Source organism: Desulfocicer niacini, from assembly GCF_054657595.1.
Genome location: NZ_BAAHYK010000019.1, coordinates 61,955 through 75,011, shown reverse-complemented (window position 1 = coordinate 75,011; position 13,057 = coordinate 61,955). Strand labels below are relative to the sequence as shown.

The following is a 13,057-nucleotide window of genomic DNA, read 5'->3' as shown; positions in this document are numbered from 1 at the left end:
AACAGTGAGGTGGTTGGAATATGAATCAAAAGTACATGTTGCCCCTGGCAGGCGTTTTGCTGCTTTTTCTGCTGGCTTATGCAGGGGTTGAGGGAGCCGGTATGCAGTGGTTCTTCGGAATAATAGTCCCCTATGTCGCGGTCATCGCCTTTATCGGCGGTTTTGTGCGCCGTGTCATGGGCTGGGCTGCTTCCGCAGTGCCCTTCCGGATTCCCACAACCTGTGGACAGCAGAAATCGCTTCCATGGATCAAACACAACTGCATTGACAACCCTGACAAGGCATCCGGGGTTTTCGTGCGCATGGTTCTTGAAATCTTTCTTTTCAGATCCCTGTTTCGCAATACCAAAGCGGCCTTTAACAGAAATGAAAAGAACAAACTGACCTATTCCTGGGAAATTTTCCTGTGGCTGGGTGCCCTTGCCTTTCATTACGCATTTCTGGTGGTGATCATCAGGCACCTGCGGTTTTTCATGGATCCTGTTCCTGCCTGTCTTAAATTCCTGGAATTTTTTGACGGCATCATTCAGCTGGGTCTGCCCGGCCTTTTTATCTCTGGTGCGGTGCTTCTGCTGGCGGCCCTTTTTCTGCTGGCCCGACGTATCTTTGATGCCAAGGTAAGTTATATTTCCCTGGCAGCCGATTATTTTCCCCTTTTTCTCATCATCGGCATTGCCGCTTCCGGCATTGCCATGAGATATTTCACCAAAGTAGATATCATCGGCATCAAAACCTTCACCATGGGTCTTGTCACCTTTCATCCCACCATCCCCGATGGCGTGGGTGGACTTTTTTATGCCCATGTCTTCATGGTCAGTGCCTTGCTTGCGTATTTCCCGGTGAGTAAACTCATGCACATGGGCGGCATATTCCTCAGCCCCACACGGAACATGGCCAACAACACCCGTGCCAAGAGACATATTAACCCCTGGAACTATGCTGTGGACATTCATACCTATGAGCAGTATGAAGATCACTTCAGAGAAAAAATGATAGAAGCTGGACTTCCAGTGGATAAGAAGGAGTAATCAATGTCTGACGAACTTACACCCGATGAATTACTGGACAAGGTAGACCACACCCCCTCCCGGGGCAGCTGGATGAGCGAATCGGTCCAGATCCGGCCCGGCATGTACTGCTATGCGGCAAAAGCAGAGAGTGTGGAGACCCTTGGACTGCCCAATGCCAGATCCTGGAATCCCATAGAGGATGACTGGAAACTGCCGGAAAACTGGCAGGAGATCATCCACAACGGCATCAAGGATCGTCTGGAAAAATTCAGAACATTTAAAATTTTCATGGACGTCTGCGTTCGATGTGGCGCCTGTGCCGATAAATGCCATTTTTTCCTTGGCACCGGCGATCCGAAAAACATGCCGGTTCTAAGAGCTGAACTGCTGAGATCGGTTTACCGTAACGACTTTACCAAGGCAGGCAAACTGCTCAGTAAAATCCCCGGTGGAGAAAAACTTGGCGGTGGCAGGCCCCTGACGTTGGATGTACTTAAAGAATGGTGGTACTACTTTTTCCAGTGCACCGAATGCCGGAGATGTTCGGTTTTCTGTCCCTATGGCATTGACACCGCAGAAATCACCATCATGGGCCGGGAACTTTTAAACCTTCTTGGTCTAAACATTGACTGGATCGCCACCCCGGTATCCAATTGCTACCAGACCGGTAACCATCTGGGTATTCAACCCCATGCCTTTAAAGACATGCTCGACTTCTTCACCGAAGATATTGAAGAAATCACCGGCGTAAATGTGGCCCCCCAGTTCAATAAAAAAGGGGCGGACATTCTGTTCATCACCCCTTCAGGGGATGTGTTTGCAGATCCGGGCACTTACACCTGCCAGGGCTACATGATCCTGTTCAAATACCTCAAGGATAAGTACGACCTGGATGTCACCTGGAGCACCTATGCCTCCGAGGGCGGCAACTTTGGTTTTTTTACCTCCCACGAGACCATGAAACGGCTCAACGCCAAGATGTATGCCGAAGCCAGACGTCTGGGGGTCAAATGGATTCTGGGCGGCGAGTGCGGCCACATGTGGCGGGTGATCAACCAGTACATGGACACCATGAACGGCCCTGCCGATTTCCTGGAAGAGCCGGTGAACCCCATCACGGGAACCAAGTTTGAAAATGCCAAATCCACCAAAATGGTTCACATCACCGAGTTCACGGCAGACCTCATCAAACACGGCAAACTGGAACTTGACAAGAGTCGAAATGCCAACCGGGTCATGACCTTCCATGATTCATGCAACCCTGCAAGGGGCATGGGACTGCTTGAGGAACCACGCTATATCATTGAGAATGTATGCGACAATTTCTTTGAAATGCCGCCCAATACCATCCGTGAGCAAACTTTCTGCTGCGGCAGTGGCGCAGGTCTCAATGCCGGTGAGAACATTGAACTTAGAATGGCCGGTGGGCTTCCCCGGGCCAATGCTGTAAAATATGTCCACGAAAAATTCGGCGTCAACACCCTTGGCACCATCTGTGCCATCGACCGGGCAGCCCTGTCCACCTTGATGGAATACTGGGTACCTGATGTTGAAGTTTATGGTATACATGAACTGGTTGGAAACGCCCTGATTCTGCCGGGCGAGCAGGAAAGAGAGATGGATCTGCGAATGGAACCGCTACCCGGCAAGGAGGAAGCAGATGAATAAAAATGCAATTATGGCGGGCCTTGTGGTGTTTGTTGCCATGGCACTGTTCCCTTTCTGGTACAACATCGGCGGCAGCAGTGCCGCACCGGAGCCAGAACTTTCAGCCAAGGCAAAAGCCGCCAAAAAATGTGTACTGGATAAATATGACATGCGGGCAAACCACATGTCCCTGCTGGATGAATGGCGGGATTCCGTGGTCAGGGATGCGGACAGGCTGTATGAAAATACCAATGGAAAATCCTTTCAAATGAGTCTTTCCACCGGTGAGGAATCCTGCCTGGGATGCCACACAGACAAGGAAAAATTCTGCGACAAATGCCACACCTATGCCTCTGTAGACCCCTATTGCTGGGAGTGTCACACAACATCCAAGGAGATTAACCAATGAAAAAAAGCAGAAGAAGCTTTCTCAAAGCAGCGGGGGTTACTGCACTGGGCATTGGTGCGGCTCCGGCAATAAAAGCCGTGGCGTCATCCGGCGGCACAACCGCCACACCGATGAAAACAAAAAAACCCGAAGCCCTCACCGCCAAACGCTGGGGCATGGTCATTGACACCAACAAGATTACCGATGAAGTTGCTGAAAACATTGTTCATGCCTGCCGCAAGGCCCACAATGTGCCCGACTTCACCCATGAACCCGATGCCGAAAAGTATCCCAATGTCCGACCGACCAATAAAACCCAGGAAATCAAATGGATCTGGGAAGAACATTTTCAACATGCTTTTCCGGACAAGGAAGATGAGTTTCTGGCGGAAAAGTTTAAACACCTTCCCTTTCTTGTGACCTGCAACCATTGCAAGAACGCCCCCTGCGTCCAGGCATGCCCCACCCAGGCCACATTTAAACGCGAAGACGGCATTGTGATCATGGACTTCCATCGCTGCATCGGCTGTCGGTTCTGCATGGCTGCCTGTCCCTTTGGCTCCAGAAGCTTCAACTTCAGGGATCCCCGTCCATTCATTGAAGAGGTTAACCCTGACTTTCCCACCCGGACCAAGGGTGTGGTGGAAAAATGCAACCTGTGCGCCGAACGTCTGGCCAAGGGGCTGCAACCGGCCTGTGCAGAAGTCTCAGAAGGGGCCATCACCGTGGGCGATCTTGAAGATCCTGCATCCACCGTCAGGGAACTTCTGGCAGAAAACTATGCAATCCGACGTAAACAGGAGCTTGGAACCGAGCCCTCTGTTTACTACATCATGTAAGAGAGGCACGTATGCTTGAAATAGCTATTAAAGGAAGCAAAAAGTACTGGATATGGCTGGGGCTGCTCCTCGCTGTCATGGCTGTGGCCTTTGTCGTCTATATTGATCAGTTCCTCAACGGCCTGATGATCACCGGCATGAGCCGGGATGTCTCCTGGGGATTTTACATTGCCAATTTCACCTATCTTGTGGGGGTTGCCGCAGGTGGGGTCATGGTGGTCATTCCCTATTATCTCCATGACTATGAGAAATTTCACAGAATCACCATCCTGGGTGAATTCCTGGCCGTGGCCTCTTTGATCATGTGCCTGCTGTTCATTGTGGTGGATCTGGGGCAGCCCACCCGCATGCTTAATGTGCTTTTGTACCCCACCCCACATTCCATGCTGTTCTGGGATATGTGTGTGCTCAACGGCTACCTGTTCCTTAACATCGTCATTGGATGGAAGGTATTGGAAGCTGAAAGAAATCAGGTAAAACCACCGGCATGGACCACCCCGTTGATTTATCTGTCCATTCCCTTTGCCATCGGCATTCACACTGTCACCGCATTTCTGTACTGCGGTCTGCCCGGCAGGGGATTCTGGCTTACGGCCATCCTGGCCCCTCGATTTCTGGCATCCGCCTTTGCGGCAGGCCCCTCTGTGCTGATTCTGCTTTGCTACCTGATTCGAAAAATCAGTAAATTTGATCCGGGCTGGGAAGCCATTCAGACCCTGTCAAAGATTGTATGCTATGCATTGATTGCCAATGTATTCTTCTTTCTGTGTGAAGTGTTTGTGGTTTTTTACAGCAAGATTCCCGGGCACATGTCCCATATCCAGTACCTGTTCTTCGGACTCCATGGCCATAACGCTCTGGTACCCTGGATGTGGACATCCATCACCTTGATGTTCATCGGTATTGCCCTGATGGTGGTACCAGCATTCAGAAGCAATAAAACCCTGCTTCCCTATACCTGTGTCATGATCATCATCGGTACCTGGATTGACAAGAGCCTTGGCATGATCTCCGGCGGGTTTGTTCCAAACCCCCTTCACACCGTGACGGAGTATATTCCCACGGGTAAAGAGATCGTCATCAGCCTCGGGGTTTTTGCCACCGGTTTTCTGATTCTCACCGTCCTTTACAAACTTGCCACCACGGTGAAAGAGGAGGTACGGGGATAATTTGATCAAATTTTTTAATCTTCAGTAATTCCATGCGGGGTGTCCTTTTGCAGGACGCCCCGCTGTTTAAACAGGTTCTTTCCAGGAAAAAGAAATACTATGAGTGAACCGCTAAGTAAACGCCAAGGGTTCTGGTGGAAAATCAAACACATCGTTTTCCCCCGTCTGACTAGTAGCCAGGATCAGTCCCTTTACCAGAAACTCAATATTATTTTTGGCTTTTTTTTCCTGATCCCCACCTTTGGCCTGCTCTACTTCCTGCTCACTTATAATCTTCTGTCCGATCAATATGTGCCCCATTTTTTCGCACTTTTTCTTATATGTTCCCTTGCCGGGTTCGTTACCCTGAGAATGGTGTTCGAAAAAATTGCCACCATGTCCAATAAAATCACCCAGGTACTTGAAAAAGAATTTAAATCCAACGGCATCCGCAAAGGGGTGGATGAGGTGGAAAACATCTCCAAATCCTTTACCCTCTTTGAAAGACAGCTCAATCAGACCTTTTCCCAGCTGGAAAAAAAAGTTTCTGAAATCGCCATTCTCAAGGAACTTTCCGATCTTTGTTATGTCACCTTTGATCCCGAAGAACTACTCTATGTTACCCTGGAACGGGGACTTCGCATTGCCAATGCGGACATAGGGTCTATTTTAATACTTGAAAACACACCTCAGAAACACTTTGTGGCCAAAGCAAGTATCGGGCTTGGGGAACATCTTGGCATCGGTGACATCGTTGATTTTCAAAGCAGCATTGCCAAATACGCCGTCATCAACAAGGCACCTTTTGTGGTGGAGGATATTGAAAAGGATACCCGCCTGGGCAGGCTTAACAAATCCCAGTATGGAACAAAATCCTTTGTGTGCATGCCCATCAAAACCATCCGGGACATCATCGGGGTAATGACCCTCTCCCGGAAATCCGATGACAGAATTTTCACCTCAGAAGAGGTGGAAGGACTGGTGCCACTGGTTTCCAATGCCGCATTTACCTATGAGAACTTAAGACTTCTTAAGGAGAAAGAACATTCCACCCACACGGAAAACGTCATCGGCCGACTGATCAACACAGTTAACTCCAGCATGCGTGACATTGAGCTGTACCAGAACCTTTTAAAAGATACGCTCAATATCCTTCCCCTGCAGGGGGCAGTGTTGATGACCAACGAAATCTCCAGCCATGGTGACACCGTCTCCATTGTGGATTTCTTTTCCAGAGAAAAGACAGATATTCAACGGGGACAGACTTATCCATGCAAAGATTCCATTCTGGAACGTCTGTTCATCCAGGGGGATTCCACCCTCATGGAAAATCTCCAGGAAGAATTGAAAACGCCTGTTGAAAAAACCCTTTTTTTAAGCCACGGGGGAAATGCCGGCATCATTCATCCCCTGATGAATTCAGGCAGGCTCATCGGATGCTTTGCCTTTATTTTTAAAACCCATGCAGTTGCCCTGGAAAACCGGGAACTGACCCGGAAAATTTCCAATCTATTTGCCCTTGCCTTGGAAAAGACCACCCTTTCCCAGTCCGCCCGGCAACGGGCAAGTGAACTTGCCACCATCAAACAGATCGGCAGTATGCTGGCCTCATCCACCTTTGACATTGAGCAGGTTCTATCCTTTACCATGGACATGATCCGGGTGGCCATGAAGGTTGAAGCGGGCTCCCTTCTTCTCATTGAGAAGGGAAAAATGGACAAAGAAGATCTGCTTCGGGTCAAAACAGCCTTTAATGTAAACCTGAAAAAAGCAAATGATTTTACCATAAAAATGGGTCAGGGAATTGCCGGGTATGTAGCTGCCAAGGGGGATTGCGTCATTGAAAATGATGTGCAGCACTCCAAAATGTTTTTTTCCGCCATTGATAATGCCACCGGGTTTATCACCCGATCGGCCCTTTGTGTACCCATGATTTCCCAGGGAAAAGTTATCGGGGTCATTGAGGTATTAAACAAGAGCAATGGTAATTTCATGGCCGATGATCAGCAACTGCTCCAGGCGATTGCCTCATCGGTGAGCATCGCCATTGAAAATTCAAGGCTTTACAAGGAAACTCTGCTCAGAGCAGATCAGGAACAGGGCATTCGCCAGATTTTCCAAAAATTTGTACCCAAGGAAATTGTCAATCGCATCGTCCATGGCGCCGGCCATGAACAGCACCTCATGGAAGAACTCAAAACCGTCACCATTTTAAACATTGATCTGAGAAACTTCTCCAGGCTTGCCAATGCCATAGGCCCCCAGAAAACAGTTTTTGTATTGAACCATTTTTTCTCTGTCATGGGCGAAATTATTTTTTTTCACAAGGGGATTGTGGATAAATATCTGGGTGATGGATTTCTTGCCTTGTTCGGTGCCCCCCTTGCCACTGTTTCCGATGCAGACAATGCTGTATGTGCGGCCTTTGAAATGAAGAAAGCTTTGGTGGGTATTAACACGGAGCTTAAGGAAAAAATTGATGCAAAAATTGATATTGAACTGAGCATGGGCATCAGTATTCACACAGGAGAGGTGGTGGTGGGCAATATCGGGTTTGACAAAAAAATGGACTACACCGTCATCGGTGATGCGGTGAATTCCGTGTTCGGCATCCAGGAACTCACCAAGCGCAAACCCAACAGCATACTGCTTTCGGAAAAAACCATGAAGGCCATGTGCAACTCGGTGACGGTCAATGAAATCATGGTGCCGGAGGACGCACCCAAAGTGGAAAATATCAGGGTGTTTGAGTTGCTGTCCCTGACCCGTCCCGAAGGAGTGTCTCTTCCCCGGGACATAAAGCTTCCGCCTTCCCTTGCCACCACAAGCCAGGAAATGAGCCTTCTGCTGCATAATTTTCCCCCAACTCAATAGCGTTTTAACCTTGCCCCGGAGCCCTGTCATCTGTTTTTTATCTTGACAAAACAAGGGGGTTACCCTATTATTCGGGATTTAGGCGCAATGGTTACATAAGATAAGTACATAAAGGAGACAATGCATATGTATGCAGTTATAAAAACCGGTGGAAAACAGTACAAAGTGGAAGAGGGCGATTTGCTTCGGGTGGAAAAACTTGAAGGCGGCGAAGGATCTGAAATTGAATTTGGTGATGTCCTCATGTACTCCGACGGTGAAAACCTGACACTAAACGGTGATGATCTTGACAAGATTGCCGTGAAAGCCCACATCGTTGAGCAGGGCAAGGGCAAAAAAGTGCTTGTGTTCAAGTACAAACGACGGAAAGGCTACCGGAAAATGAAAGGTCACCGACAGGCCTTCACCGCTGTGAAAATTGATTCCATCCAGGCGTAGACAATAAGGAGACAGATATGTCACATAAAAAAGCAGGCGGCAGCTCAAAGAATGGTCGCGACAGTAATTCACAACGACGGGGCATCAAAGTCTATGGCGGACAGACCGTTGTTGCAGGCAATATTCTGGTAAGACAACTTGGAACCAAAATCCATCCCGGTCAGAATGTGGGCATGGGTAAAGATTACACTCTCTTTTCAAAGATCGATGGGGTTGTGGCCTATGAACGAAAGGGCCGCGACAAGAAGAGAGTCTGCGTTTATGAAGCGTGAAATTCATAGATGAAGCAACCATTTACGTCAGGTCCGGCAACGGTGGACCCGGATGCGTAAGTTTCCGCAGAGAACGGTTCATAGAACGGGGCGGTCCTGACGGTGGTGATGGCGGAAACGGTGGCAGCATTATTTTAAGGACAGACCAGAGCAAAAGAACCCTTTTTGATCTGCGACGCCAGAGGATGATCCGTGCCAAAAACGGCACCCCTGGAATGGGCAGGATGCGGCATGGTAAAAATGCAGAACACCAGGTTATACCTGTGCCCCCCGGCACCTTGGTCGTTAATGCTGACACGGGAGAATTCATTGCCGACCTCACCGAACCCGACCAGGAATTCATTCTGGCAAAGGGCGGCATTGGTGGACGGGGCAACAAACGCTTTGCAAGTTCCACCAACCGGGCCCCCAGACATGCCCAACCGGGCATGCCCGGAGAAGAGTTCAACCTGCACCTGGAACTGAAACTTCTTGCGGATGTAGGACTGGTGGGCCTTCCCAATGCTGGAAAATCTACCTTGGTCAGCAGCCTGTCTTCGGCCCGACCCAAGATTGCCGATTATCCTTTCACCACCCTTGCCCCCTCCCTTGGCATGGTGCAGCCTGACTATGGCGAACCCTTTGCCATCGCAGATATACCCGGTCTCATTGAAGGCGCCCACCAGGGCGTGGGGCTTGGCATTCAGTTTTTAAAACACATTGAGCGTACCGGCATTCTGGTTCATATCATTGATTCATCCGCCATTGACCCGGACTCCCCCCTGACAGCCTATCACCTGATCAACGCCGAGCTAAGCCAGTACAGCAAGGCTCTGGGCCAAAAACCCCAACTGCTGGTCCTGAATAAAACAGACCTCACAGGGACAAAGGAAAAATGCAATGCCTTTATCAAGGCATCGGGCCGACATGATGTAATCACCCTTTCGGCAGCCACAGGCCAGGGAACCGAAAAACTGAAACAGATTCTTGCGGACAAACTCGGAAAAACAGATGGATAGCGTCAGACACATGACCCTGGAAAGCTGCCGGCGAATTGTTATTAAAGTCGGCAGCGCAGTCCTATCTTTACCCCATGGGCTGAATCTTGAGACCATTGAGCATTTAAGCCATGACATAGGCACATTGACATCCCAGGGGATTCAGGTGATTCTGATCTCTTCAGGTGCCCTTGCCTGCGGTGTCAAAAAAATCGGATTTTCCAAAAAACCCGATGATGTCAAGGGTCGACAGGCGGCGTCAGCCGTGGGACAAGCGGGGCTTATCCTTGCCTATGAGCAAGCCTTTGAAACCATGGGCTGCAAGGTGGCCCAGCTGCTGCTCACCCGGGATGACCTGGCGGACAGGCAAAGATATCTCAATGCCAGAAACACCATAAACACCCTGCTTGACTGGCGCATAGTTCCCATACTCAACGAAAATGACACCATCGTCACCGAAGAGATGAAATTAGGTGGTAACGACAACCTCGGGGCCTTGATCACCCTTTTAATGGATGCCGACCTCATGATAAATCTCACTGATACCGATGGGCTGTATGATAAAGATCCCCGGGAACACAGTGATGCCAGGCTTATTCCCGTGGTGAACCGGATTACCCGCCAGATGGAACAGGCCGCCGCAGGTGCACCGGGCACCCTTGGTACCGGGGGGATGCTGACAAAACTCCAGGCAGCAAAACGCCTGGCACGGGCTGGTATCCCCATGATCATTGCCCCCGGTAGGCAATGGGGAATCATCTCCCGCATTTTCAACGGTGCCCAGGACGGCACCTATTTTGTTCCCGGTAAAAAACGATTGAACAGCCGTAAATGCTGGATCGCCTACAGCTTGAAGCCCCAAGGAGAAATTCATCTGGACAGCGGGGCCAGCCGAGCCATTCTCAACCGGGGAAAAAGTATTCTGCCCATTGGAATTACCTCGGTGAACGGCGTTTTCAACAAAGGGGCTTCGGTGGAAATAAAATCGGACACCAATCAGGTTCTCGGCAAAGGGCTGGTCAATTATTCTTCAACGGACATCGCATGCATCATGGGCCATCGAAGTGACACAATCTGCAATGTGCTCCAGCTATCACGCCCCTATGCAGAAGTGATCCACCGGGACAATCTTGCAATTACCTACGAACAGGAAGAGGTATCATGAGCTACCAATCAATGGTGGAAACCCTTTCCATCAAAGCGAAAAAGGCCGCCCGTCACATTGCCACCGCAGACACAGACACCAAAAATAAGGTGCTGGCACGAATTGGGCAAAAACTCCACGAGCAGCAAAAGGCCATTTTTCATGAAAATGAACTGGATCTCAAGGCTGCCCGGGAAAAGGGCATGTCTTCTGCCATGCTTGATCGCCTGACCATCACCCACCAGACCCTTGACCAGATGATCCAGGGGTTAAACGAAGTGACTGCTCTGCCGGACCCGGTGGGCAATATCACCCAGACATGGACCCGTCCCACTGGGATTGAGGTTTCCAAGATGCGGATTCCCCTGGGAGTCATTGCCATGATTTATGAATCCCGTCCCAATGTCACCGTTGATGCCGCAGCCCTGTGTCTTAAGGCAGGAAATGCCACCATTCTAAGGGGGGGATCAGAAGCTTTTTCTTCCAACATGATTCTGGCCTCCATTATCCAGGAGGCCCTGGCGGAAACCGGACTTCCCGGGGAAATCGTCCAGATACTGCCCGTCACCGACAGAGAAGCCGTCACCCATCTTTTAAAACAGGAAGCATATGTTGATGTGGTAATCCCCCGGGGGGGAGAGGCCCTGATTCGCTATGTGGTGAACCACGCCACAATGCCAGTGTTGAAACACTACAAAGGGGTCTGCCACGTTTATGTTGATGAGTGCTTTGACATGCAAAGTGCCCTTGACGTCTGCTTTAATTCCAAGGTCCACCGTCCCGGTGTGTGCAATGCCCTTGAAACCTTGCTGATCCACGAAAAGGCAGCCGGCACTTTTTTAGCCCCCATGTTGGCTCAATATCACAAGGCAGGGGTTGAAATCAGGGGCTGTGAACGCACCTGTGCCGGTTTTCCGGAAGCGGTGCCGGCCGTGGAAGCCGACTGGCATGCCGAATATCTGAATCTTACCCTTGCCGTAAAAGTAGTGCCGGACATGAAATCGGCCATGGATCACATTGCCACCTATGGTTCCGACCACACCGATGTCATTGTCACCACCAATGATGCCCATGCAGATCAATTCATCCGCCAGGTGGATTCCTCCATGGTGGGGGTCAATGCCTCCACCCGTTTCAACGACGGCGGGCAACTGGGCCTGGGAGCTGAAATCGGCATTTCCACCTCAAAACTCCATGCCTTTGGTCCCATGGGACTGGAAGAACTCACTGCCACCAAATTTGTGGTGAAAGGCAAGGGACACACCAGGCAATAGAAGGTATACATGAAAGAGGGCTTATTCGGAGGCACATTCAATCCCCTTCACAATGGCCATATACAGGTAATCTCCCACGTAAGGGAAACATTTGCTATTGACTTAATCCATCTGATTCCCTGCGGCATTCCGCCCCATAAGCCCTTTCAGAACCTGGCACCGGCCCGGGATCGCTTTGAAATGATAGAAAACACCCTGCGAGCCATTCCCGGACTGTGCGTATCCGACCTGGAACTGAGACGAAACGGGCCTTCCTTCACCATTGATACCATCCGGCAGTTTCTTGACGAAGCCTCCCCTGAAACAGACCCCTACTTCATCCTTGGCACAGATGCCTTCTTTGACATGGGCTCATGGAAGCAGCCCATTGACATATTTAAAAAAATAAATATTATTCTCATGACCCGGGCCGGAGAAAAAAAAGCAACCAAAGAGATTGCCGCCTTTCTGGATTTTCAGGTCAGCCGGACCTATGAATTTGATGATGTATCCATGCGTTTTCATCACCCTGAATTAAAAACAGTTCATATCTGCCGAACCCCGGAAATTAAAATTTCATCCACCCTTGTTCGAAGCCGAATCAAAAGGAATCAATCCATTCATTTACTGGTCCCCGGACCTGTGGAAGAGTTCATTATAAAAAAAGGACTATATTCATGACCCAAGACCCCACTGCTGCCGGAAATGCAACGCCATTTCTTGCCGCTGCATTTCAACGAAAACCCGAAAAGGTTGTTGCCCTGGATGTCAGGGGACTCACAGCCTACACCGATACCATCATTATCATTACGGCCAGCTCCGCCCGCCAGGTCACCGCCATTGCCGAGCACATTTACATTAAAATAAAAGCCCAGGGACACATGCCCCTTGGCACCGAAGGCATTAAGGAAGGCTCTTGGGCACTGCTTGATTTCGGTGATGTACTGGTCCATGTATTTGACCGGGAATCCGGCGAATTCTACAACCTTGAAGGACTATGGGCCGATGCCCCCAGGCTGGACATTTCTTCCTTTGATAAAAAGGATTGAATATAGACCCGAATATGA

The 13,057-nt window shown here is 49.8% G+C and carries 13 protein-coding genes; all 13 read left to right on the top strand.

Annotated elements, in window-relative coordinates; genetic code table 11:
• The first annotated feature begins 20 nt into the window (after window positions 1-20).
• Complete coding sequence (gene dsrM / locus ACYQ2M_RS12000; RefSeq protein WP_459916588.1) at window positions 21-1,028, top strand: sulfate reduction electron transfer complex DsrMKJOP subunit DsrM; 1,008 nt, start codon at window positions 21-23, stop codon at window positions 1,026-1,028.
• 3 nt (window positions 1,029-1,031) lie between these two features.
• Complete coding sequence (gene dsrK, locus ACYQ2M_RS11995; RefSeq protein WP_459916587.1) at window positions 1,032-2,678, top strand: sulfate reduction electron transfer complex DsrMKJOP subunit DsrK; 1,647 nt, start codon at window positions 1,032-1,034, stop codon at window positions 2,676-2,678.
• Window positions 2,671-3,066 (top strand): sulfate reduction electron transfer complex DsrMKJOP subunit DsrJ, encoded by a 396-nt coding sequence (gene dsrJ, locus ACYQ2M_RS11990; RefSeq protein ID WP_459916586.1) that lies wholly within the window; start codon window positions 2,671-2,673, stop codon window positions 3,064-3,066. Before dsrK ends, dsrJ begins: the two co-directional genes overlap by 8 nt.
• Window positions 3,063-3,884, top strand: coding sequence for a sulfate reduction electron transfer complex DsrMKJOP subunit DsrO (gene dsrO, locus ACYQ2M_RS11985; RefSeq protein ID WP_459916585.1), 822 nt, complete (start codon window positions 3,063-3,065; stop codon window positions 3,882-3,884). The genes dsrJ and dsrO overlap by 4 nt, the downstream gene beginning before the upstream one ends.
• Before the next feature lie 11 nt (window positions 3,885-3,895).
• Window positions 3,896-5,053, top strand: coding sequence for a sulfate reduction electron transfer complex DsrMKJOP subunit DsrP (gene dsrP / locus ACYQ2M_RS11980; protein ID WP_459916584.1), 1,158 nt, complete (start codon window positions 3,896-3,898; stop codon window positions 5,051-5,053).
• Between the two features lie 99 nt (window positions 5,054-5,152).
• Window positions 5,153-7,906 carry a GAF domain-containing protein gene (locus ACYQ2M_RS11975; protein ID WP_459916583.1) on the top strand — a complete coding sequence of 918 codons (2,754 nt, stop codon included), beginning with the start codon at window positions 5,153-5,155 and terminating at the stop codon, window positions 7,904-7,906.
• 126 nt (window positions 7,907-8,032) lie between these two features.
• Entirely contained in the window at window positions 8,033-8,344 is a 312-nt protein-coding gene (rplU, locus tag ACYQ2M_RS11970) for a 50S ribosomal protein L21 (RefSeq protein WP_459916582.1), read from the top strand.
• Window positions 8,345-8,361: 17 nt separating this feature from the next.
• Window positions 8,362-8,616, top strand: coding sequence for a 50S ribosomal protein L27 (gene rpmA, locus ACYQ2M_RS11965; RefSeq protein ID WP_459916581.1), 255 nt, complete (start codon window positions 8,362-8,364; stop codon window positions 8,614-8,616).
• A complete protein-coding gene (obgE, locus tag ACYQ2M_RS11960) occupies window positions 8,613-9,614 on the top strand; it encodes a GTPase ObgE (RefSeq protein ID WP_459916580.1) in 1,002 nt (333 codons plus the stop codon). The genes rpmA and obgE overlap by 4 nt, the downstream gene beginning before the upstream one ends.
• Window positions 9,607-10,758: a glutamate 5-kinase gene (gene proB, locus ACYQ2M_RS11955; RefSeq protein ID WP_459916579.1), complete on the top strand. Its 1,152-nt coding sequence runs from the start codon at window positions 9,607-9,609 to the stop codon at window positions 10,756-10,758. Before obgE ends, proB begins: the two co-directional genes overlap by 8 nt.
• Window positions 10,755-12,011 (top strand): glutamate-5-semialdehyde dehydrogenase, encoded by a 1,257-nt coding sequence (locus ACYQ2M_RS11950; RefSeq protein WP_459916578.1) that lies wholly within the window; start codon window positions 10,755-10,757, stop codon window positions 12,009-12,011. Before proB ends, ACYQ2M_RS11950 begins: the two co-directional genes overlap by 4 nt.
• 9 nt (window positions 12,012-12,020) lie before the next feature.
• On the top strand, window positions 12,021-12,671 hold the full coding sequence (gene nadD / locus ACYQ2M_RS11945; protein WP_459916577.1) for a nicotinate-nucleotide adenylyltransferase: 651 nt from the start codon (window positions 12,021-12,023) through the stop codon (window positions 12,669-12,671).
• Complete coding sequence (gene rsfS, locus ACYQ2M_RS11940; RefSeq protein ID WP_459916576.1) at window positions 12,668-13,039, top strand: ribosome silencing factor; 372 nt, start codon at window positions 12,668-12,670, stop codon at window positions 13,037-13,039. The genes nadD and rsfS overlap by 4 nt, the downstream gene beginning before the upstream one ends.
• Window positions 13,040-13,057 lie beyond the last annotated feature (18 nt).